13 protein-coding genes and 1 pseudogene are annotated in these 24,249 nt (G+C 35.3%); 7 read left to right on the forward strand and 7 right to left on the reverse strand.

Going from position 1 to position 24,249, the window contains the following annotated elements:
* Nucleotides 1-4 precede the first annotated feature (4 nt).
* Together FA046_RS05155 and FA046_RS05160 are read left to right on the forward strand one after the other, a co-directional pair.
* Nucleotides 5-1,201 (forward strand): lycopene cyclase family protein, encoded by a 1,197-nt coding sequence (locus tag FA046_RS05155; protein WP_136825272.1) that lies wholly within the window; start codon nt 5-7, stop codon nt 1,199-1,201.
* 3 nt (nt 1,202-1,204) lie between these two features.
* Nucleotides 1,205-2,101 carry a Brp/Blh family beta-carotene 15,15'-dioxygenase gene (locus FA046_RS05160; protein WP_136825273.1) on the forward strand — a complete coding sequence of 299 codons (897 nt, stop codon included), beginning with the start codon at nt 1,205-1,207 and terminating at the stop codon, nt 2,099-2,101.
* A gap of 92 nt (nt 2,102-2,193) precedes the next feature.
* On the opposite strand, the gene FA046_RS05165 is transcribed toward FA046_RS05160, so the two are convergent.
* The 5 genes from FA046_RS05165 to ileS form a co-directional block, all read right to left on the reverse strand.
* Nucleotides 2,194-2,853 carry a porin family protein gene (locus FA046_RS05165; protein WP_136825274.1) on the reverse strand — a complete coding sequence of 220 codons (660 nt, stop codon included), beginning with the start codon at nt 2,851-2,853 and terminating at the stop codon, nt 2,194-2,196.
* A gap of 13 nt (nt 2,854-2,866) precedes the next feature.
* A complete protein-coding gene (locus FA046_RS05170) occupies nt 2,867-3,562 on the reverse strand; it encodes a hypothetical protein (protein ID WP_136825275.1) in 696 nt (231 codons plus the stop codon).
* 221 nt (nt 3,563-3,783) lie between these two features.
* On the reverse strand, nt 3,784-4,386 hold the full coding sequence (locus FA046_RS05175) for a lipoprotein signal peptidase (protein WP_136825276.1): 603 nt from the start codon (nt 4,384-4,386) through the stop codon (nt 3,784-3,786).
* Complete coding sequence (locus FA046_RS05180) at nt 4,386-4,772, reverse strand: TraR/DksA family transcriptional regulator (RefSeq protein ID WP_136825277.1); 387 nt, start codon at nt 4,770-4,772, stop codon at nt 4,386-4,388. Before FA046_RS05180 ends, FA046_RS05175 begins: the two co-directional genes overlap by 1 nt.
* A gap of 2 nt (nt 4,773-4,774) precedes the next feature.
* Nucleotides 4,775-8,179, reverse strand: coding sequence for an isoleucine--tRNA ligase (ileS, locus tag FA046_RS05185; RefSeq protein WP_136825278.1), 3,405 nt, complete (start codon nt 8,177-8,179; stop codon nt 4,775-4,777).
* Between the two features lie 217 nt (nt 8,180-8,396).
* Between ileS and FA046_RS05190 the strand changes: the two genes are divergently transcribed.
* The gene (locus tag FA046_RS05190; protein WP_136825279.1) at nt 8,397-8,591 is read left to right on the forward strand and encodes a hypothetical protein; all 195 of its coding nucleotides are present in this window, start codon (nt 8,397-8,399) and stop codon (nt 8,589-8,591) included.
* Between the two features lie 19 nt (nt 8,592-8,610).
* Here the strand turns inward: FA046_RS05190 and FA046_RS05195 are convergent, their stop codons facing one another.
* Entirely contained in the window at nt 8,611-10,842 is a 2,232-nt protein-coding gene (locus tag FA046_RS05195; RefSeq protein WP_225870880.1) for an efflux RND transporter permease subunit, read from the reverse strand.
* A 159-nt stretch (nt 10,843-11,001) separates the two neighbouring features.
* On the opposite strand from FA046_RS05195, the gene porZ reads away from it, so the two are divergent.
* The gene (gene porZ / locus FA046_RS05200; protein ID WP_136825281.1) at nt 11,002-13,260 is read left to right on the forward strand and encodes a type IX secretion system anionic LPS delivery protein PorZ; all 2,259 of its coding nucleotides are present in this window, start codon (nt 11,002-11,004) and stop codon (nt 13,258-13,260) included.
* Nucleotides 13,260-13,985, forward strand: a complete 726-nt coding sequence (recO, locus tag FA046_RS05205) for a DNA repair protein RecO (RefSeq protein WP_136825282.1) — start codon at nt 13,260-13,262, stop codon at nt 13,983-13,985. The genes porZ and recO overlap by 1 nt, the downstream gene beginning before the upstream one ends.
* Nucleotides 13,986-14,139: 154 nt before the next feature.
* Here recO and FA046_RS05210 read toward each other — a convergent pair whose 3' ends face one another.
* Nucleotides 14,140-15,036: a hypothetical protein gene (locus tag FA046_RS05210; RefSeq protein ID WP_136825283.1), complete on the reverse strand. Its 897-nt coding sequence runs from the start codon at nt 15,034-15,036 to the stop codon at nt 14,140-14,142.
* Between the two features lie 246 nt (nt 15,037-15,282).
* Between FA046_RS05210 and FA046_RS05215 the strand changes: the two genes are divergently transcribed.
* Entirely contained in the window at nt 15,283-16,305 is a 1,023-nt protein-coding gene (locus FA046_RS05215; protein ID WP_136825284.1) for a fasciclin domain-containing protein, read from the forward strand.
* A 157-nt stretch (nt 16,306-16,462) separates the two neighbouring features.
* Nucleotides 16,463-24,249, forward strand: a pseudogene (locus FA046_RS05220) (hypothetical protein); the annotation flags it as partial.

Genomic DNA, 24,249 nt, shown 5'->3' on the forward strand with positions numbered 1-24,249 from the left:
TTTGATGCAAAATAACTTCTTAAATTTTTATAATCACACCATTATTGGCGCAGGTGCATCTGGTTTGTGGATGGCATATTCCCTTTTTAAGCATGGTTTATTAAAAAATAAGTCACTAATTATTGTGGAAGAAGACACGCAAAAAACCAACGACAGAACTTGGTGTTACTGGGCTAAGGAAGATTTATTTCCCAGTCAATTGGCTAATAAAACTTGGTCTTATTCTCATAATTCATATAGCTTTTCCCAAAAAGGAAGTATTTTTCCATACACTTATTATCATATCAGAAGTCAGGATTTTTATCAAAAGATGAAAGCCGAATTGGAAAAATGTGTAAACATTACCTGGCTTTATTCCTCCTTACAATCTTATCAAACCAATGATGGTGTTACGGTTAAAACCATTAATGCGTCATGGCAAACTGATCAATTATTTCTATCGGCTTTGCCTAATAAAGAAGATGTTTTTTCATCCAATGCATTAAAAGCTTATCTAAATAATTACAATAATCAGCCTATTTTATTATGGCAATCTTTTGTGGGTTGGAGAATTAAAACAGAACAACCTGTTTTTGATCAAGCTAAAATGACGATGATGAATTTTAATATTCCTCAAAATGGACATACCCAATTTATGTACGAATTGCCTTTTTCTGAAACGGAGGCTTTAGTAGAGATGACCAGATTTGGCGAAACAAAGTTAGCTGTAGCTGAAGCCGAGTCTATTTTAAAAAAGTATGTTGACACTAAAGATACTACTTACCAAATTGAAGAAGTTGAAATAGGCGCCATCCCCATGACTACCCATTTTGATAGCAAAAGAAAAGTATTACCACAAAACGAGTCGGTTATTTATTTAGGGACAATTGCTGGTGCTATAAAGCCAACTTCTGGTTATGGTTTTAAAAGAATGGCCAAATACGCAGATGATTTAGCTTTTGCGCTGAGTAAAAATTTACCACTACCCACACATTTTAGGCCTTGGAGATTTAGATTGTATGATACTTTGCTGTTGCAGATTTTAGCATCGGAAGGAGAAAGAGGAAAAGAAGTATTCGAGACTCTTTTTAAAACACAGTCTACGCCAAAAATTTTAAAATTTTTAGATGAGGAAACTAATATTTGGGAAGAAATAGGCATTTTTTCTAAATTACCTATCTTCCTTTTTTTAAAGTCGTTGGTTAAATATATTTTCAAATAAGCTATGTCCTACATCAACTCTAAATTATTTACCGTTCAAATGATTTTGCAGTTGGTATTACTTATCCTTTTGTATTTTATTGACTTTGGGGCCAATTTACAAGCCATTTCTGCAGGTATTCTATTGTGTTTAGTGGGTATTCCGCATGGCGCTAATGATCATTTGTACCGAGAAGATCAGACTTGGTTAGGGATGTTTAAGTTTTTGGGTGTTTATTTAGGAATAATAGGTTTATACGTTGTGCTTTGGCATTTTTTGCCTCTAGCAGCGCTCATATTATTTTTTGTTGTTTCATTCCATCATTTTGGACAGTCAAATTTTGAGAACGAGAAAGTTTGGTATTTACCTTCTATTTTATGGGGAATTTTATTGTTGACTTTCCCTGTTGTTTTACATTTTGATGAAGCCTTACTCATTTTTAAATCAATGATTGGAAAGGGTAATTTTAACGAATTAATTTTTGAATTTAAATTAGAGAAACTAAGTGTTTGGCAAATTTTGAGTTTGATGGGTTTTGCCATAACGTATTTAGGAAGCATTTTTATTTACCAAAAGCAATATTTTTTAAAATACTTTTTACAGCTTATTTTAGTAAGTTTTTGGTATTTTTTTACCCCTTTACTATTTGGCTTTATTGTGGTTTTTTGCCTTTGGCATGCTTTACAATCAACCCAACACCAAGTAAATTTTTATACCACCTTTTACAAAAAGAAAACGATTGATTTCTTTTTAGCCATGCTTCCCTTTAGCTTAATATCTTTATTAGGTTTTGCCTTTTATGTATATTTTTTCAGTTTTAATATTGGGCATTCTTTCATTTTGCTCTCCTTAATTACGCTGCCGCATGTATTGGTGATGCACAAGCTTTATGGGAAAGGCAAGCAAATGGAAATCAAATAATCTTATCAAAAATTAGTTTACCGGAATTCAAGTATGTTTAACTGAAATTTATCTCTGTTGAATTTCTCTCTTTATTAAGATGATTTTTCTCATTATTTACTCAATTGATAACCTAAGCCTAATTGCACATATTCATAATGTTTATCTGTCATGTAAAAAACACTAGCATTTAGTTTTTTAAATTCCCAACCTGTTCCTATTCTAAAACCTGTGAGATTTATTTCTCTGGTATTTGCTCTAGCTCTTCTTTGTTCAAACTCGCTACTGTTATTATTAACAATAGGGAAAACTGTTTTTTCAGAGATAATAAAAGCATTATTAATACTTGGTGAGATATAAAAGCCACTATTTTTGAAGGGCATTATTTTTAAACCTAAGGGAATGTCTATATATGATTTTAATATTCTGTATTTAGGAAATTCAGGTGTGCTTTGTTCTAAAATATCTACTTGCTCATACCCTTTTCTGTTGTATATAATTTCTCCACTTAGTTTAATTCTATTGCTTTTAATAAGTGCATAATCAAAGTTTAAACCTATAAATAAAGCTTCGGTGGCTTCTGTTCCTCCGTACATAGCAGTTACTATGTTATCATACTTATAAAAAGGAAATGGATCACGAAATTCGTAAAGTTTGGCATCGCTAAATTGTATGCCTGTTTTTAAACCATAGGTAAATTTGCTTTGGGCTGCAAGATGATTTGAAATAATTATAGCAGCAAATAAGCAGCAAAATGTTTTTGCATTTATCATTATAATTTTATGTTTAAAATGAGATTTGAATAGTAGGCGCAATAGAAATATTATTGATGCCTAACTGAAAAAGATATATAATATCGCTATTTAAACCTATTGCCGCATTTTCGGAAATATTATAATTTAATTGAAGCTTTAAAGGGAAACCCCAGTCAAACTGTTTTGGGTCCTTTCCTGAGGTATAAAAATCAGTACCTACAATAAAATAGTTCCCATTGGCATCTTTATCTATATCATATACAGCTCTAGAAACGTAAAGTTTATTAACTGCAATACCAATACCCGCTTGAAAGGAGAACTTATTTTTTTCCCAGTATTTATGGCTGTAAACTAATTGATAGTAAATCTCACGATGGTCTTCATTCTCTCCCCAGTAAAGTTCAGCTAAGTCATTATAAGCTCTGGGTTTTTTAATGTAGGTAAATGAGAAACTAATTTCATTTTTTTTATTCCATTTATAAAATGCCTCTTGCTTTATTCCAAAATCAGTATAAACTTTATTGTTTTCAACATCATTTACTCGTGGCAATGGATTACCGAAAATACTAAGTTCTGGAGCTGATGTATTATCAGCACTTGATGACAGTAAATTGGCGTTAAAGGTATCAAAGTATATTCCGCCTCCACTTCTAAAACCAAATTTAGATTGAGAAAATACCGTATTTACCAAAAATATTAATGGGATAATTAAAGAAACTTTTTTCATAATAGATATTCTAAAAGTATAAAATAATCTCATTATCCCAACTAATTAGAGGAGATTATTTCACAGAATATATTTTAGTCTATCAGAAGTTTGAGGATTAGCTTAAATGAGCTCTTTGGATAAGGAATGGGAATGAAGTAGATTGCAACCAGTAATGGAGGTTGTTGTTATGCCTTATTTCTCCAAAACAAAAAAGGAGATTTTTTAGGTCTCCTTTATGTTTAATCTTCTACTACTTCGCTATTGAGCGAGGGTTGCTCTTTAATTTCTTCTTTAAAATATCTTTTTTGGTAAATTAATATCATAATCACACCAATAGAAATAGAGGCATCGGCAATGTTAAATACTGGTCTAAAAAATATAAATTCTTCGCCACCCCAAACCGGAAACCAAGTTGGGAAATTTCCTTGCAGCAATGGGAAATAGAACATATCTACTACTCGGCCATGGAAAAGTTTTTCGTAATTATAAATTACCCCATAAAAAACAGAATCAATAATGTTTCCTAAAGCACCGGCAAATATTAAAGCCACATTTATAACCAAGCCACGATGATATTTATACTTAATTAAATGATGTAAGCCGTAACCAATACCACCAACAGCCAAAATTCTGAATAGGGAAAGGGCTAGTTTTCCGGCTTCGCCGCCAAACTCCATTCCAAAGGCCATTCCGTTATTTTCTGTAAAATGTATAATGGCCAAATCTTTAATCAGATGAAATTCTTGCCCAATAAACATGTTGGTTTTCACCCAAACTTTTAAAGCTTGATCGGCCAGTAAAATAAATAAGATGGCAATAATTGGCTTGTTATAACCCTTCATTAATATTGTTTTAATTTAGCTTCCATGCTTAAAGTAGCGTGAGGAACAGCCATTAATCTTTCTTTCTGAATCAATTTTCCGGTTTCTCGGCAAATTCCGTAAGTTTTATTTTCTATACGTACTAAAGCAGCTTCTAAATTCTCGATAAATTTTTTCTGACGAGCAGCTAATTGGTTCAATTGCTCTTTTTCTAAAGTAGCCGAACCGTCTTCTAAAGTTTTATAAGTACCGGCGGTATCATCCGTACCGTTTTTATTTGGGGAGCTTAATGAGTTAGCTAATGAGGCCAATTCTTCTTTAGCGCTATTTAATTTATCAGTAATCAGCGTTTTAAATTCTTTTAATTCAGAATCAGAATAACGTGTTTTTGTAGTTTTATTTTCCATGTTTAGTCCTTCTTTATAGAGATCATTAATTTTGTTTCTTCTATTTCTATGGTATCTGCTTGCGTTAGGTTATCGCTCATTTCTAAGCGGGTAGCTAAAGTTTCGGCGCAAATATAAGATAAATTATTCTCCACTGCTTTAGCAATCACCTGATTGTTTTCTAGGGTAACAATTATCTTATCTATAACCTCAAAACCCAAATCTTTTCTTAAATTTTGAATCCTGTTAATCACTTCTCTGGCAATACCTTCTTCTTTTAATTCTTGTGAAATGGTAACATCTAAAGCTACTGTTAATTTGCCCAAATTGGTGACTTGCCAGCCCGGTACATCTTCAGCAATAATTTCTACATCTTCTGGCAAAATGGTGTAAATATTATTGGAAGCAGTAATCTCAGCCGAACCATTTTCTTCAAATGCTAATATTTGGCTATCGTTAAAATTACTAATCAAATCTGCAGCCACTTTCATATCCTTACCTAGTTTTTTCCCTAGTGATTTAAAATTAGGTTTTATTTTCTTTTTGATAATGCCCGCTGTATCAGTAATGTACTCTATTTCTTTGATGTTGGTTTCTGACAGTATTAATTCCTTTACGTTTTCTACTTTGTGTTTGAATTTTTTATCTAAAACCGGAAGCAAGATTTTACTTAATGGTTGACGAACATTTATGCCTACTTTTTTACGTAAAGAAAGTACCATAGAAGAAATATCTTGTGCCAGTTGCATTCTTTCTTCTAATGCTTTATTTACCAAGTTTGGATGGTATTCTGGGAAATCGGCTAAGTGAACCGAGCTGATGTTTTCTTTTTTGGTTACCGCATTTAAATCATGAAACAACCTATCAGAAAAGAATGGAGCGATTGGCGACATTAATTTGCTGATGGTAATTAAACAAGTATATAAAGTTTGGTAAGCCGAGATTTTATCTTCGGTGTATTCGCCTTTCCAAAAACGGCGACGACTTAAGCGTACAAACCAATTACTCAAATGCTCATCTACAAAGTTTTGGATAGATCTTGCTGCTTTTGTAGGTTCAAAATCGTTGTAAAACTCATCTACTTCTTTAGATAAAGTATTCAATAAAGAGATGATCCACTGGTCAATTTCTGGTCTGTTGGCTAATTCAATTTCTTCCTCGGCATAGGTAAATTTATCTATGTTGGCATAAAGCGAGAAGAAGGCGTAGGTATTGTATAAAGTGCCAAAAAACTTACGGCGAACTTCATCTAGGCCTTCTAAATTGAATTTTAAATTATCCCATGGTGATGCATTAGAAATCATATACCAACGGGTAGCATCAGCACCATAAGTTTCTATGGTAGAAAACGGATCAACAGCATTGCCTAAACGTTTAGACATTTTATTGCCGTTTTTATCTAATACCAAGCCGTTAGAAATTACATTTTTAAAGGCAATTCCAGGGTTGTTATTTTTTTGATTGACTGCTTTTATATCCTCACTGGCTTCGCTTAACATGGTGGCAATGGCATGCAAAGTAAAAAACCAACCACGAGTTTGGTCTACACCTTCGGCAATAAAATCTGCTGGGTAAGCGCTTTCAAATGCTTCTTTGTTTTCAAAAGGATAATGCCATTGTGCATAAGGCATGGCGCCAGAATCAAACCAAACGTCAATTAAATCTAATTCACGAAACATCTTTTTTCCATCGGCGGAAGCCAAAACAACATCATCTACAAAAGGGCGGTGCATATCTGCCAAACGGAAACCCTGCGGCATAAAGCCTAAAACAGCGGCTTTATCAATTTCTTGGTTTAGCTCTTCAATAGAACCAATACATTTTTCTTCGGTACCGTCTTCGGTTCTCCAAATTGGTAAAGGTGTGCCCCAGTATCTTGAGCGAGAAAGATTCCAATCCACCAAGTTCTCTAACCAATTACCAAAACGCCCGGTTCCGGTGCTTTCTGGTTTCCAGTTAATGGTTTTATTAAGGGCAACTAATTTTTCTTTAACAGCGGTAGTTTTAATAAACCAACTATCTAATGGATAGTATAAAATTGGTTTATCAGTTCGCCAGCAATGTGGGTAACTGTGTTCGTATTTTTTAACGTCAAAAGCCTTGTTATCTTCTTTAAGTTTAATGGCAATTAAAACATCTGTCCCTCTAAAGTCTTTTTCCGCTCTTTCTGCATCACTATAATATTCTTCTCTCACATAAAGTCCGGCAAAATCGGTCACTTCTTTTACAAATTTACCTTGCTTATCTACCAAAGGAAATTCGTTGCCTTTTTCGTCGTACACCATTACAGATGGGACGTTATTTTCTTTACAAGCTCTAAAATCGTCGGCTCCAAAAACAGAAGCAGTATGCACAATTCCAGTTCCGTCTTCAGTAGTTACAAAATCAGCGGGAATGACTCTGAATGCATTTTTTTCTAAATCTTCATTAGTGGTGCCATCATAAGGCATTAATTGCCAATAGCGCAAACCAATTAAATCTTTTCCAGAAAACTCGGCGGTTATTTCCCAAGGAATTACTTTATCGCCACCTTTATAATCCTGAAAAGAAGCATTTTGACCTTCAGTTTTAAAATATTTAGCAACTAACTCTTTCGCTAAAACTACGCTTGTAGGTAAAAAAGTGTATTGGTTAAAGGTTTTAACTTTTACGTAGGTAATTTTTTCGCCAACAGCTAAAGCACAGTTAGAAGGTAAAGTCCAGGGTGTGGTTGTCCAGGCAATTATTGAAGTATCTTCTTCTGGTGTTTCAAATAAAACATTGATTAAAGGATGAATTTGATCTGTTTTTAACCTGAATTGCGCAACAATAGAAGTGTCTTTAATATCACGATAAGTACCAGGTTGGTTTAATTCGTGAGAGCTTAATCCGGTTCCGGCAGCTGGAGAATAAGGCTGTACGGTATATCCCTTATATAAAAATCCTTTTTGGTGTAGTTGTTTTAATATCCACCAAAGAGATTCTATGTATTCGTTTTTGTAGGTGATGTATGGATCTTCTAAATCAACCCAATAACCCATTTTTTCGGTCAAATCATTCCAAACATCGGTATAACGCATTACCTCTTTACGGCAAGCGTCATTGTATTCTTCTACAGTAATTTTCTTTCCGATATCTTCTTTGGTGATGCCTAAAGATTTTTCTACTGCTAATTCTATAGGTAAACCATGGGTGTCCCAACCACCTTTACGTTTAACCTGAAAGCCTTTTAAAGTTTTATATCTACAAAAAATATCTTTAATAGAACGGGCCATTACATGGTGAATACCCGGCATTCCATTAGCTGAAGGTGGACCTTCAAAAAATGTATAAGGTTTAGAATCAGGTCTGTTTTGTATGCTTTTTTCGAAAATTTTGTTGGCTTTCCACCCCGCTAAAACCTCTTTGCCTATTTGTGATAAATTAAGTTGTTTATATTCTTTGTACATCAGCGCTTTTCTCCAAAAATTAAGGTTGCAAATTTACGCATTTGAGTTGAAAAAACCGATATAAAAGCTCATTTAATGGGCTAATTTTTTAACCTAATAAATTGACAGTAAATGGGATGTTTTTTTTAATGATGAAATTCTAAACGATACCTGATGCGATAGAGAAATCTGTTTTTTGGAGAGGTATTTGTTTAGTTTTAGTTAAATTACGATAAGCATGTTAATGTTAAGAAAATCAATTCCGGTATTTAAAATAGGGATAGTTATTACCGCAATAGGGGCTGGGCTTTACTTTTATAATGAAGATTACGGCAAATTTGTAACCGGTGCGGGTTTAGTAACCTTATCTGTTGCTTTGGCTTTATATGTTTTCTTTATGTTTAGAAGGTATGGAGATAAGAGCAGAAATTAATTTTAATCAAATTCTAAAATCACTTGTTTTTTTGAAAGCTTAGCAATAAAGCAGGTAAAAAAATAAGGTTAAAAAGCATGGCTAAAACTAAAGTGATGGCCAATAAAGTTCCTAAAGCTACTGTTCCGCCAAAGGTAGAGAAAGCAAAAACTCCAAATCCAAAAAATAGAATAATTGCCGTATAAATCATGCTAAAGCCTGTTTCTTTAATGGTTTTAGATATAATTTGCGAAATGCTTTGGTTCCCTAATTTTAATTCTTGTTTATAGCTGGTTAAAAAGTAAATGGTTTGGTCTGATGCAATTCCCAATGCAATGCTAAAAATAAGAATGGTAGACGGTTTTAACGGAATACCAAAATAACCCATTAAACCGGCGGTTATTAATAAAGGGATAAGATTTGGTAAAATAGAAATGATAATCATTTTAAAACCTCTAAATAAAACCCACATAATAGTAGCTATGAGTAAAATAGCTAACAACAAACTGTCTCTTAAATTAGACACTAAATAGTTGCTTCCCTTCACATACATCACTATAGGGCCTGTAAATTCTACCTGATATTTGGCTGGATTAAAAATAGAATCGACTCTTGGTTTTAACTCTTTTAAAAGTTCATTTACTCGTTTTGAGCCCACATCTTTCATTTGAAATGTAATGCGAGAAACCTGCCTGTCTTTATCTAAAAAACTTTGCATCATATTGTTTTTCTTTCCTGAATTGGCGGCGTAAAGTAGGATAAAATTTTTCTCCATATCGTTTGGGATGCGGTAAAAAGTCGGATTGCCATTGTAGAAAGCCTGCGATGAATATTTAAGTACGCTGGTTAAAGAAATAGACCTGCTAAACTCAGGGTAAGAGGAGATAAGTTGTTCTAAACGGTCTGTTTTTTTGATATTTGATAGACTAATAATGCCATTTTTTTTCTTTGCATCTATGGTAATTTCCATTGGTAAAACGCCATTAAAAGAGGCTTCAAAAAACTTTAAATCCTGATAAACCGGGTCATTTTTAGGTAAATCATCAACCATTAAGCCATTAATATTGATTTTAGAAATTCCAATAAACGCTAAAACGGTAATAAAACCCACTGCGTAATAAATGCTTTTTCTGTATTGATGAACGTAAGCATCAACTTTGTTTAAAAGCCAATCTAAAATGCGCCATTCATTTTTTGTATCGGTTTTAATTTTTGGAGCAGGTAAAAAGCTAAAAATTATGGGGAGCATAAAAAGGCAAATCATCCAGGTAAACATCACACCAATACCGGCAGTAATTCCAAATTCTTTTAACACATCGCTTTGCGTAAAATATAAAACGCCAAAACCCACAGCAGTTGTTAAATTGGCTATAAATGTGGTGATAGAAATTTTCTCAATGGTGATGCTTAATGCATTTTGTTGATGCTGATTTTTAATAAATTCAGATTGGTATTTATTGATGATTAAAACGCTGTTTGGAATACCAATAATCACAATTAAAGGAGGGATGATGCCGGTAAGTAAAGTGATTTCGAAACCTAACAATTCCATTAAAGCCAGACTCCAAACTACCCCAAATAAAACAAACAGAACAGGAAATAAAACCGCATAAAATGAGCGGAAAAACAACCACAAAATAATAGCCGATATTAAAATAGAAAGGCCTAAAAACAGGGTGAATTCTTTGGCTATTAAACCACTAACTACGGTTTTTATATAAGGTAAACCCGAATAATGGACTATAATTTTTTCTTGTTTTGCAAATTGCTCCGCCTGCTTATGAATTTGATTAATTACTTTAATTTGGTTTGCCGATACTAGTGTTTTATCATCAAAAGTAATGGCCATAATACTGGCGTTTTTATCGGCATTAAATAAGAAATCTTTGTAAAAAGGAAGATTTAATAAGGTTTGCTTAACGCTATCTAATTGGGCTTGGTTTTTAATGGAATTACTAACTAAAGGGCTGAGAATAAATTTTTTATTTACTGTATCTTTCTTTAATTCTACCAAATTGGCCAAAGAAATTACTTGTTGTATCCCTTTTATATTTTTAATATTTTGATGAAGTTTAAACCAGGCATTAAAAAAATCTTTTTTAAATAATTGATGGGTTTGTATGCCTAAAACCATTACGCTGCCGTCTTCTCCAAATTTCTTTTTAAATGCAGCGTATTTAATATAAGTAGAATCGGTGGTTGGTAATATTTTACCGGGGTTGTAAGCTAGTTTTACTTTTGTAGCTTGGAAAGTAGCAAATAAAGTACTCATCAAAAAGAAAGCGAGAATGAGTTTTCTGTTATTAAGAATAAATTGGGATAAATAAATCCACATAGTTTTGTTTCTGATTTGTTTTTAAACTCCAAAAGAGATGACTCCAAATTTCTACTTATCTTCTTTTAGGAATTTACGTAATTTAGAAGCGTGAAGATGCTTAGAATTTCATTGTTTTTGGGATGCTTTTTTTGTGGTTTATTAACCTTTGGTCAGCAGGTGCCTATTGGCCAATGGCGAACGCATTTACCCTATAATTCAGTAGTATCTATTGATGCGGGCGACCAAGAAATTTATTGTGGTACCAAAGGCGGAATTTTCACTTTAGATAAAACCGCTGGGGAGCTTAAAAAACTATCAACCATAGATGGTTTAGCCGAAATTAATGTAGCCACATTAGCCTTTAATGCCACCACCAATCAATTAATGGTGGCTTATGAAAACTCTAATATTGATTTATTAAGCGGAGATAAAATTTACCATTTAACAGATATTTTTGATAAAACAGGTTTAGGAAATAAGCGCATCAATGCCATTACTTTTAAAAATGAATTGGCTTATTTAAGCTGTGGATTTGGAATTGTAGTTTATGATCTCCTCAAAAGAGAGGTGAAAGACACTTACTTTATTGGTAACGGAGGCAGCAATTTAGAGATCTACAAAATTGCTATAGAGCAGCAAAATATATTTGCCACCACTGCTGATGGGCTTTATCAAGCCAGTTTAAACAACCCCTTATTAGCAGATTTTAATTCCTGGACAAAGCATGGTGTTTCCCAATCTTATCCCGGAGGAATAAGCACTTCTATAGCGAGTTTTGATGGCTTTATTTATGGCGTTTTTGGCAATAGCATTTATAAATTTAAAGATACGGGCTGGCAATTAACCCAAATTTTTGGTACTGATGTAAAATCATTAAGAGTGAGCGAAAACAAGCTTTTAACCATCGCACCGTTCAGAATTATCAGTTATGATGTGAATGAAAATATCAGCAAAAACATTCAAAACACTGCTAATTTCTCCTCAGCTAACGATGTGATTTTAGATCAAGATCAATCTGTTTTAATTGCCGATGGGAAAAAGGGATTGGTGAAAACAATGAATGGAACTTCGTTTAGCAATATTTTACCTAATGGTCCAAATACCATCGCTGTAAAGGAACTTAAATATCTTGATGGAAAAATAATTCTTTCTCCAGGTGCTATTACCGAAACTTTTGCGCCTACTTTTAATAATGATGGTTTTTCTGTTTTTGAAAACGAAGGTTGGACAAGTTTTAGCAGCACTAACATTCCAGCTTTTGCGCCCATAAGAGATGTGGTTACAGCCACAGAAGATATCAGCAATCAAAAAAAATATTTAGGTTCATATTTTAACGGATTGGTAGAATTTAGTGCAGATCAATCGCTAAAAATTTATAATCAAAATAATAGCAGCTTGCAAACTACCATCGGCGATCCAGCTTCTATCCGTGTAAACGGAGTGGTTTTAGATAAAGAAAATAACCTTTGGGTTTCGCAATATGGGGTTACGCAACCACTCTCTGTAAAATCTGCATCAGGCCAATGGACAGCTTTTGGTTTCCCTGATGTTTTGATCAATCCTTTTACAGAAGTCAGCGGCTTATTGATAGATCAGAATAATAACAAATGGTTAAAATTAAGAAACTCGGGAATTATCGTTTTTAACGGTACAAAATATAAAAAACTCGGTTTTACTACTAATGATGGCGGCATACCCGGAAGTAATGTAAATGCTTTAATTTTAGATAAAGAGAATGCCGTTTGGGTAGGAACAAATAAAGGAGTAGCCATTTTTTATGATACAGAAAATATCTTTTCGGGGCTTAATGCCGATATTCCTAATGTTGTGGAAGGTGGTTTTTTAAGACCATTGTTAAGTGCCGAAAACATCAATTGTATTGCTGTTGATGGCGCAAACAGAAAATGGATTGGTACTGATAATGGCGTTTGGCTTTTTAGTGCTGATGGAACCAAACAAATCTTATTTTTTAATAAAGATAACAGTCCGCTTTTAAGCAATAAAGTAGTAACCATTACCATTGACAGCCAAAGCGGGGAGGTTTTTTTTGGGACAGGGGCAGGAATTATTTCTTATAAAGGAGATGCAACAGAACCGGTTAATAAAATGAATAAAATTACCGTTTACCCCAACCCAGTGAGGCCAGGTTTTAACGGAACCATTGGTATTAAAGGCTTAAGCGAAAAAGCGAATGTTAAAATTACTGATATTAACGGGGTTTTAGTTTATGAAACTATTTCTAACGGCGGCGAAGCCACTTGGAATGGAAAAAACTTTAGCGGCGAGGAAGCTTCTTCTGGCATTTATTTGGTTTTAATTGTAAACCCAGATGGGACTGATACCGCCGTTTCTAAAATTTTAATTGTAAGATAATGCTGCATAAAACCCGGGGAATAGTTTTAAAAACTACAGATTATGCAGACAATAGTATCATTGCTAAAATTTTCACGCAAAAATTCGGATTACAATCTTACCTTATTAATGGGGTAAAAAAGCCTAAAGCTAAAATCAGGCTAAATATGTTGCAACCTTTGCACATTTTAGATTTGGTGGTTTATCATAAACCTAACGGCACTATTCAAAGAATTTCTGATGCTCGCAGCGAACCTATTTTGCAAAGTATTCCTTATGATATTGTAAAAAGTTCTTTGGTTTTATTTATCAATGAAATGATTTATAAATCTTTAAAGCAAGAGCATGAAGATGAAATTATGTTTGAATTTATTGCCAAAAGCATAGAATTATTAGATCATAGCGAAAAAGGAATTGCAAATTTTCATTTAATATTTTTGATGAAACTCACTCGGTTTTTAGGTTTTTATCCAGATATTAGCTATGCAGATTCCACCTCTTTTTTCGATTTAAAAAATGGCGTATTTGTACATAATCAACCATTACATCTTTTTTTTATTGAAGAAAAATACCTAGCAGATTGGTTGCAAATTCTCCGCAACTCTATGGATGATTTTTTAGAAATTAAGCTAAACTCAGCATCCAGAAAATATTTACTCCAAAAAGTGATTGATTATTATTCTTTACATATTGACAGCATGGGCGAAATCAAATCTCATGTTATTTTAGAAGAAGTTTTAAGTTGATAGGAAATAAAGTGAAAATAAAATAGGGCTGGCTCCAAGATTTGTCAACTCTCTAGCCAAAGTATAAGAGAGTTGACAAATCTAATCACAAGCCACAAAAAAACGGGTTATCCATGCAAATGGACAACCCGTTTTAACAATAAAAAAGAATAACTTATTTAGTTAAGCTTCTGTAGATAAAGTTATAAGTTACACCTACTGTAGCATAGTAAGATTTACCTACGTTTCTGCCTGCAACTACGGCGCCACCACCAATTCCAATTCCAATATTTGGATCTACTGGAGCATAAATGCTTCCACCAACTCTAGTGTAATTTACCTTAGTAGCAGGAAAAAAACCTGTGAATCCGCTTCTTAAAATATCAACACCACCTGTAGAGGTTTGGTTGCCAATATATCCATCAATGTAAAAACGATTAGAGGCATAACCCACTTTAACCTGACTTAAAACTGCATCTGGAACTTCGGTACTTCTTAAGCTATACCCTAACTGACCAGTAGCAAATAAACCATTGCTTGCTTTGTAATGAGCTAAACCAATTGCATTAAAAGTGGTAGCTCTGTTTCCAATGGCAATAATTGATTGTAAACCTTCATCTACTTTATAATCACTCATTGGAGTAGTTACCCCAAAAGATCCTTGTAAAGAAAGATTTCCTTTTTTAGCAAATTCATATTTTAAAAATGCAGAAAGGTCTTGTGCGCCATCCTTTTCGTTAGAATAACCTAAATCACGTAATACATCTGGATTACCATTTCCTACGGTTTGCACAAAAGGAACATTGAAAACCACATCTAACTTATCTGATAAGCCATAAGTACCGTAAACATTAAAACTGTTAGTAGATACGCTTTTGAAAATAGGAGTTTCATCTATCTCATCAGGAAATAAGAACACTTTTTTATAATTTTCATGAGTTAAGGAAAAAGAAACGCCTCCACCTTTTTTACCTTGCATAAATCCACTTAAAGGAGTTTGTGCAAAAGAACCTGCCGTTAATCCTAAGATTAATCCAGTACTTAATATTGCTGTTTTTGTAAATATCTTCATTTTGGTTGCTTTAAATTTTAATTGTCAATTTTAATAAAATGTTGCTTATCGGATTTTTTTACTTTTATTATGCGTTGTTAAATTGCATCTTCGGACAGAATTACGAAATATTAACAACTTCTGGATTTTATTTTTTTATTTTATTTTTTGAAACATAAAATCTATACAAAAGTTTTACTCGTAGTTTGTTGAAAATGATTGCTTATCGGAAATAACACAATCATTATTTAATTTAAAAAAATAGAAATGAAAAATATTAACCCATTTAATTCGAAATTTTCAATAGCTGCAATTGCACTATTTATAGCGTTTGGTTTTACAGCGTGTAAGAAAGACAGTGATGTAAGTCCTACAATTGCACAAGTTGCGGTTACCATGCCGGGCTTTAGCCAACTAGAAGCAGCAGCCATTAGAGGTGGTGTAGCCGTAGTTTTATCTAATAAAAATGCAGGAGACCCATCTGGTGCTTTTACAGTTTTTGCTCCAACAAATGATGCATTTGCTAAACTAGGTTTAGTTAATCCTCAAGATTTAAACGTTTTACAAAAATCTTTTTTAACTAACGTTTTATTGTATCATGTTAATAATGGCAATACGTTACAAACGTCTTTAACTGGCGGAGCATCAGTTTCTAGTTTATTAGTTACTCCACCGCCAGCAACACCAGTAACTAAAAGAATAATCAATAGAAACGGAGAATTTTTTGTGAATGGTTCCAAAATTTTAGCTACCAATGTAAAAGCAGATAATGGAACTATCCATGTTATTGACCGAGTTTTACTAGCTTCAGGGGCTAACATTGCGCAAACAACCATATTCTTTGCAGAAGGTAAAGGGTTTGTAAATCCAGAATTAACTTATTTATTAGAAGCGGTATTGTATTGTGATTTAGCAGGCGCTTTGTCTGATGCGAATGCAAAGTATACAGTTTTTGCACCAACAAACCAGGCTTTTAGAGATTTAGGTCAATTATTAGGAGTTCCTTTAAACCAACCTTCTGATATTAGAAAATTACCAAAAGCAACAGTTACTCAAGTATTATTAACTCATGTTTTTAATTTAAGCGGTGGCGGTAAATTTACTTCAGAACTAAATGCAGGAACAATTACTGCATTAAATGATCAGGTAGTTACTTTAGGCGCTTATACCAACGGTTATTTAACTGTTAAAGGAAGAGGAAATTCTACAGCTGCAAATATGGCCATTCCAGATGTTCAAACCACAAATGGAGTAGTACACGTGATAGATAGAGTTTTATTGCCACAATAATTAAATAAATAAATATTTTTGAAAAGCTCAGTAGAAATGCTGGGCTTTTTTGTTTTATAATTTGTAACTAAGTTTTTTTAACAGCGTAAAACGAAAGGATCATTAAGGAGTTTTCAATACTCTAAATATCAAATTATTTTAAAATCAATAGCTTTAGATGACTCATAGTCCTAAAATGCCGTCTGTTAAAGTTTCAGGGATATTTAATAGATCTAATCTTTATCAGGTTATTTCAAGCTATTTTAATTTTCCTCATCTTTTTTTATCAAGAAAGCTATTTCTGATTTTCTTATTGTTTTTTTGTATTACCCAAAATGCTGATTCGCAGGTTTGTGGCACATCAGGAATTGATGGTCCTCAAAATGCAGTACCGCCAGTAAACACTTATTTCCCACTCGGCTCAACGGCATCTTTAGTTGCCGGAAGTAAAACGCTCACTTTACTGGCAGTTCCTCCAAATGATCCTAATTACAATTTAAGTTATGGGGTTACGCCTATAAAATCTGGTGATTTAATTCTGATTATTCAAATGCAGGATGCCACTTTTGATTATACCAACAGTAATGTATATGGAAGCGGGCTTGCCACTTTTGGTGCTGATGGTTTAGGGGGAACAGGTTATACTGGTTTAGGTACTTCAGGAAAATTTGAATACGTAGTAGCCACAAGTAACGTTCCTTTAACAGGAGGCGTATTGACTTTTAGGGGAGCTGGCGCAGGTTCTGGCGCAGTAAATACTTATACCAATGCAGATTTTACAGCAACTAGAGGTCAACGCAGATTTCAAGTGGTTAGAGTACCTCAATATTCAAATTTGATTCTAAATTCTACCATTACTACGCCTCCATATAATGGAAGTGTTGGAGGACTTATTGCTTTTGATGTAGCCGGAACCATGCAGTTTAACGGTTTTATAGTGGATGCTTCAGAAAGAGGTTTTAGAGGAGGATATGGTCCTGTTGCCACTTCTGGAACTAATACCAACTCTGTATATGCAGCACTATCCAGCTCTACAAGATCTGTAGGAAAAGGAGAGGGAATTGCGGGTACGCCCAGATACATGTGGGATGGTTTTAATCAGGTGGATAACCTGGCAGAAGGTCTTCCTGGCGGGTCTTATGGCAGAGGAGCTCCTGCAAATGCTGGTGGTGCAGGAAATGATCATAATGCTGGTGGTGGTGGTGGTGGAAACGGTGGTTTTGGTGGCGTTGGTGGAAGAGGTTGGCAAGGCGGTGGTGGAAATTTAAGTCCTCTAACAAGTGCTGGCAGACCCGGAAGTTCAATTCCTGCAGATGTATCCAGATTAATTATGGGTGGTGGCGGCGGAGGCGGTGATGCTAATAATGCTACCTCTGGCGTAAAAGGGGGTGTTGGTGGTGGAATTATTTTAATTAATGTAGAAAAAATAGACGGAGTAGGAGTTATTAAATCAAATGGTGGCGTTGGGCAAGCTGGGGCTTTTGGCTCTAGTCCAGATGGTGCCGGAGGAGGTGGCGCTGGTGGAAGTATTTTTGTGAGATCATTGGCTGCTAGTCCAACCGCTAATTTAACATTAGAAGCTAAAGGTGGCAATGGAGGAAATACCAAAAATGATGCAGGTAATGAGCATGGGCCAGGTGGCGGTGGCGGTGGCGGACAAATTTATACTCAAGTACCATCGGCTACTATTTTAAGTGATGCCCAAAAAGGAATAGCAGGTAAAGCTAATAACGGAGCCGGAATTACCCATGGCGCAGCAAATGGTTTTGACGGAAATGTTACTTCGTTTATCACATCAGATTTACCTTCTTATTTGCAAGGAGGAGGCTCAATTTGTTACCCTATTTTAGATGTTACTTTAACCGAATTAAATGCTGGTGCAGCTGGTGCAAGAGCCGCAGGCACTACTGCAACTTATAAATTAAGGGTTACCAATAATATAGGCGGCGGAAACGCAGGAGATGTAAATGTGGGTTTTCTGATGCCTTATGGCTTTAGTTTAAGTACTATATCAGCCACTTTATCAGGCGATGTAGCCGGGCCAACTTCTCCGGCTTTTACGGTTGGCGCTACAGGCAATATTACTTTAGGATCTTATAATATTTCTCCTGGAGATTATGTGGAATTTACTATTTTGGTAAATATAGCCTCAAATATTCCTAGTGGGATTTATCATGCAAGCGCTCAAGCCTCTTATTTAGATCCCACAAGAACCAGCGTTAATCCCGTTAGGAAAATTACTGCTAATGATAACCCATTTGCAGGGAGCAATACTAATTATGAAACCGGAGGAATTTCAGATGTTCCAGGGACAAACTACAATGGCGAATTAGTCACTAAGTCTGCTGAAGATGTTTATATTAATGCCTTAGCAGCTACAGATTGTAATGCTGTTGTAAATGGAGATTTTAGTAGTGGATCTTTAAATCAATACGGCGCTCCATCATATTTTGGTAGTTGGGGAGTGGTAAATCCAGCAACAGATAAAGTTAATGTGGTTCAACAATATGTTATTTTTGGTCCAAAAGGAGCACTCATAAGAAATAACGGATCTGATCATTTTTCTCTTCAACAGACTGTCAATTCAATTAAGCCATCTTCAAATTATACATTAACTTTTAGTTATTCTCAACTTATAACTTTAGGATGTGGAAGTAATGCTACCTCTAAAATGCAGGTTGAGATATTAGACGGAACAACAAATGCCGTAATAGTTCCCGCTACAGAGTTTAATGCAAATAGTTATACACCTTTAATTGGCAATATTAATTTCACAACATTGGCATCAACCAATTCGGTGATTTTAAAAATAATAGACCCAGGATCACCAAATCCAGCTTGTGGGGTATTTATTGATAATATTACCATTACCTCTCCCTTATCTATTACAACAACCAAAAATAATGTGAGTTGTAAAAATTTAAGTGATGGCAGTATTGTTATCACTTCTTTGGCTAATGCTGCGCCACCGTATAAGGTTTCTTATTCTTCAGATGGAGGGGCTACTTATTCTACTCAAATCAATTCAGGGGTAATTACTGGTTCAGATACTCCAATCAGTTTTACAGGTTTGGCCGCAGGTAATTATATTGTTAAAATATCAGATCAAAACGGATGTATTACCACTAGAAATATCACCATTAATGAACCAAATATTTTAACATTAACAGGTATTAATACTTCTATTTTATGTTATGCAGGTACTTCTACGGTTACATTAACAGCTGGCGGCGGTACAGCACCTTACCAATATAGTATTGATGGAACTAATTTTCAGGGGCTAAATACATTTCCAGACCTTATTCAAGGGAGTTATACTTTTACTGTAGTAGATGCAAATTCATGTAGTACTACCTTTCCAATTACAATTACACAACCTGTGGCTTTAACCCTAACAGGTACAAACACCAGTATTCTTTGCCATGGCGGAGCTTCCACTGTTACTTTATCTGCTAGTGGCGGTACGGGAAGCCTTCAATATAGTTTAGATGGAATTGTTTTTCAGGCATCAAATATTTTTAATGGAGTATTAGCTGGTCCGCAAACATTTACAGTAAAAGATGGAAATGAATGTATCAAAACTTTATTAATTGATATAGCCGAACCATCACTTTTGACCTTAGCTGGAGCCAATAATGATATTCTTTGTCACGGTGCAACAGCTGATGTTACCCTTACCGCTGTCGGCGGAACGGGAGCTTATGAATACAGCAAAGACGGTATTACTTTTCAAACCTCAAATATTTTTAATGTTGCTGCCGGCTCTCATACTTTTACGGTAAAAGATGCAAATGGCTGTTTAACCACATTTTCAACTTCACTAACAGAACCAGCTGCTTTAACTTTAACAGGTACAAATGCAGCTATTTTATGTAATGGCGGCACCACTACAGTTACTTTAACGGCTTCAGCCGGAACAGGTACTTACCAATACAGTAAGGATGGAACAACATTTCAAGCTTCAAATGTATTTGCAGGAATTTTAGCAGGAGCACAAACATTTACGGTAAAAGATGCAAACAGCTGTATCAAAACATTCCCTATCTCTATTACCGAGCCATCACTTTTAAGTTTAACAGCTACCAACACAGCTATACTTTGCAATGGGGGCACTGCTACCGTAACGCTTTCTGCATCTGGCGGAACAAGCACTTATCAATACAGTAAAGACGGTGTTACTTATCAATCATCAAATACTTTTGCCAGCCAAATTGCAGGGAGCTACACATTTTATGTAAAAGACTTTAATAATTGTATCCAAACCAAAACACTAATAATTACTGAGCCAGCTGTTTTGGCTGTAGCCGAGACTCATCAAAATATAAATTGTTTTGGAGATGCTACTGGAAGCATTGACGTAACCATCAGCGGAGGCACTTTACCTTATACTTTTACTTGGACTAATGGAGAAACAGCTTTAGACCAATCTAATTTGGCGGCAGGCACCTATACTCTTAATGTTACTGATGCTAATTCTTGTACAATTTCTAAAACCATAATAATTACTCAGCCTCCTGTTATTTCAATAGCAATGAGTAGAGTGAATGTGAAATGCTACGGAGAAGCAACAGGTGGCATAAACGTAACTTTAACCGGCGGCACAGCTCCTTATACTTTTGAATGGAATAACGGTGCAATTACCGAAGATTTAAATAATGTTACAGCGGGTAATTATAGTGTAACAGTTACAGATAGTAACGGATGTTTAGGTTTTGCAAGTCTCAGCATCACTCAGCCAGCAGCGGCATTAACTTTAACGGAAACACATATTAACAATACCTGCTTTGCAGCTAACGCAGGTTCAATAGACTTATCCGTAAGTGGCGGCGTTTCACCGTACTTATACAGCTGGAGTTCCGGTCAAACAATACAAGATATAGCTAGTTTAGCTCCAGGAAATTATACTGTTACCGTTACTGATGCTAATTCTTGTACTTCAACAAAGACAATAACTATAACTCCGCTTACCCCATTTACCTTAAGTAGTAGTAAGATTGATGTTATTTGTAATGGAGCGGCCACCGGAGAAATTAACCTTAATCTTTCAGGAGGTACTTTACCTTATACTATCATTTGGAGTAATGGCGCAACTACAGCAAATCTGCAAAATTTAGTAGCGGGTACTTATAGTTATACTGCAACAGATAATAATGGCTGCGTAATCAATAATAGTGTTACCATCATTCAGCCGTCAGCTCTAACCTTTGTAGGTGTCAATACCTCTATTCTTTGTGCTGGCGGAACTTCAAATGTAACTTTAACCACTTCTGGCGGAACAGGAATTTATCAATACAGTAAAGATGGCATTACATTTCAGTCTTCTAATGTTTATACTGATTTGCTTGCAGGTGACTATACTTTTACGGTAAAAGATGCAAATAATTGTATCAAAACATTTTCGATCACCATAAGCGAACCCACTTTACTTACTTTAACAGGATCGAATACCAATATTTTATGTTTTGGTGAAACTTCAAGTGTAACGTTAACCGCTTCCGGCGGAACAGGCGCTTATCAATACAGTAAAGATGGCATTACATTTCAATCTTCAAATAGCTTTAGTAGCTTAACAGCAGGGACTTACACTTTTTCTGTAAAGGATGCAAATAATTGTACCAAAACATTTTTAATTACCATAAGCGAACCTACCTTACTTACTTTAACAGGATCGAATACCAATATTTTATGCTTTGGAGAAACTTCAAGTGTAACGTTAACCGCTTCTGGCGGAACAGGCGCTTATCAATACAGTAAAGATGGCATTACATTTCAATCTTCAAATAGCTTTAGTGGCTTAACAGCAGGGACCTACACTTTTACTGTAAAGGATGTTAATGATTGTGTGAAAACATTTACAACTACTATAGCTGAACCCACTTTACTTACTTTAACAGGATCAAATACGGCTATACAATGTAATGCTGGAGTTTCTACAGTAACCTTAACTTCAACAGGTGGTTCAGGAACTAATCTATTTAGTAAGGATGGCATTAATTATCAGTCATCCAATCAATTTAATACCTTAACAGCTGGAGCATATACTTTTTATGTAAAAGATGTAAATGGATGTCAAGTGACTTTTCCTTTAACCATAACAGAACCAGCTGCCTTAACTTTATCCATTTCAACAAAAACCGATGCCACCTGTAACGCCACCTCGACTGGAAGCGTAACTGCGGGAGCAATAAACAATGCAGTAGGAACAATAACCTACAGTTGGAAAAACAGTGCAAACGTAGTAGTCGGTACCACAGCCACCGTCAACAATCAACCAGCAGACACCTATACGCTTACGATAACAGATAATTGTTTCACCAGAACCAATACGGTATCGATAGCAGAACCAGCTGCCTTAACCTTAGCAACATCTACAAAAACCGATGCCACCTGTAACGCCACCTCAACCGGAAGCGTAACCGCCGGAGCAGTAAACAATGTGGTAGGAACAGTCACTTACAGCTGGAAAAATAGTGCTAACGTAGAAGTCGGTACAACAGAAACTATAACCAATCTGCTAGCAGGAGTTTACACTTTAACTATCAGCGATAATTGTTTTACCAGAACCAACACCGTAACCATTACAGAACCAGCCGCTTTAACTTTAGGAACATCCACAAAAACAGATGCCACTTGTAATGCGACCTCAACCGGAAGCGTAACTGCCGGAGAAATAAATAATTCAGTTGGAACAGTCACTTACAGCTGGAAAAACAGTTCAAACGTAGAAATCGGTACAACAGCCACCGTAAATAATTTACCAGCAGGAGTTTACACTTTAACAGTAACAGATGATTGTTTTACCAGAACCAATACCGTAACAATATCAGAACCAGCCGCATTAACTTTAGCCATTTCGACAAAAACTGATGCCACTTGTAACACCACCTCGACAGGAAGCGTAACTGCCGGAGCAGTAAACAATGCAGTTGGAGTCTTAACTTACAGTTGGAAAAACAGTGTAAACGTAGAAGTCGGTACCACAGCCACCGTAAACAATTTACCAGCAGACACCTATACGCTAACAGTAACAGATAATTGTTTTACCAGAACCAATACAGTAACAATATCAGAACCAGCCGCCTTAACCTTAGCCACATCCACAAAAACTGATGCCACTTGTAACGCCACTTCAACCGGAAGCGTAACTGCGGGAACGGTCAATAATGCAGTTGGAGTCTTAACTTACAGCTGGAAAAACAGTGCAAACGTAGAAGTTGGAACCACAGTAACCGTAAATAATTTACCGGCAGATACCTACACGCTTACAGTAACAGATGATTGTTTTACCAGAACCAATACAGTAACAATAGCAGAACCAGCTGCCTTAACTTTAGCGCCATCTACAAAAACCGATGCTACTTGTAACGCTACTTCAACCGGAAGCGTAACTGCCGGAGCAATAAACAATGCAGTCGGAACAGTTACTTACAGTTGGAAAAACAGTGTAAACGTAGTAATCGGTACCACAGCAACTGTAAATAATTTACCGGCAGATACCTACACGCTTACGGTAACAGATGATTGTTTCACCAGAACCAACACCGTAACGATAGCAGAACCAGCTGCCTTAACTTTAGCGCCATCTACAAAAACCGATGCTACTTGTAACGCTACTTCAACCGGAAGCGTAACTGCCGGAGTAGTCAACAATGCAGTTGGAACATTAACTTACAGTTGGAAAAACAGTGTAAACGTAGTAATCGGTACCACAGCAACTGTAAATAATTTACCGGCAGATACCTACACGCTTACGGTAACAGATGATTGTTTCACCAGAACTAACACCGTAACGATAGCAGAACCAGCTGCCTTAACTTTAGCTATTTCGACTAAAACCGATGCCACTTGTAACGCCACTTCAACCGGAAGCGTAACTGCGGGAGCAGTAAACAATGCAGTTGGAACAATAACCTACATTTGGAAAAATAGTGCAAACGTAGAAGTCGGTACCACAGCAACTATAAA

The sequence above is a fragment of the Pedobacter cryophilus genome (assembly GCF_005116455.1).
GTDB lineage: Bacteria > Bacteroidota > Bacteroidia > Sphingobacteriales > Sphingobacteriaceae > Pseudopedobacter > Pseudopedobacter cryophilum.

Bases quoted from the DNA above. Each gene is read 5' to 3' on its own strand.
- FA046_RS05155 (WP_136825272.1), top strand. From the start codon at position 5: ATGCAAAATAACTTCTTAAATTTTTATAATCACACCATTATTGGCGCA.
- FA046_RS05160 (WP_136825273.1), top strand. From the start codon at position 1,205: ATGTCCTACATCAACTCTAAATTATTTACCGTTCAAATGATTTTGCAG.
- FA046_RS05165 (WP_136825274.1), bottom strand. From the start codon at position 2,853: ATGATAAATGCAAAAACATTTTGCTGCTTATTTGCTGCTATAATTATT.
- FA046_RS05170 (WP_136825275.1), bottom strand. From the start codon at position 3,562: ATGAAAAAAGTTTCTTTAATTATCCCATTAATATTTTTGGTAAATACG.
- FA046_RS05175 (WP_136825276.1), bottom strand. From the start codon at position 4,386: ATGAAGGGTTATAACAAGCCAATTATTGCCATCTTATTTATTTTACTG.
- FA046_RS05180 (WP_136825277.1), bottom strand. From the start codon at position 4,772: ATGGAAAATAAAACTACAAAAACACGTTATTCTGATTCTGAATTAAAA.
- ileS (WP_136825278.1), bottom strand. From the start codon at position 8,179: ATGTACAAAGAATATAAACAACTTAATTTATCACAAATAGGCAAAGAG.
- FA046_RS05190 (WP_136825279.1), top strand. From the start codon at position 8,397: ATGTTAATGTTAAGAAAATCAATTCCGGTATTTAAAATAGGGATAGTT.
- FA046_RS05195 (WP_225870880.1), bottom strand. From the start codon at position 10,842: ATGAGTACTTTATTTGCTACTTTCCAAGCTACAAAAGTAAAACTAGCT.
- porZ (WP_136825281.1), top strand. From the start codon at position 11,002: ATGCTTAGAATTTCATTGTTTTTGGGATGCTTTTTTTGTGGTTTATTA.
- recO (WP_136825282.1), top strand. From the start codon at position 13,260: ATGCTGCATAAAACCCGGGGAATAGTTTTAAAAACTACAGATTATGCA.
- FA046_RS05210 (WP_136825283.1), bottom strand. From the start codon at position 15,036: ATGAAGATATTTACAAAAACAGCAATATTAAGTACTGGATTAATCTTA.
- FA046_RS05215 (WP_136825284.1), top strand. From the start codon at position 15,283: ATGAAAAATATTAACCCATTTAATTCGAAATTTTCAATAGCTGCAATT.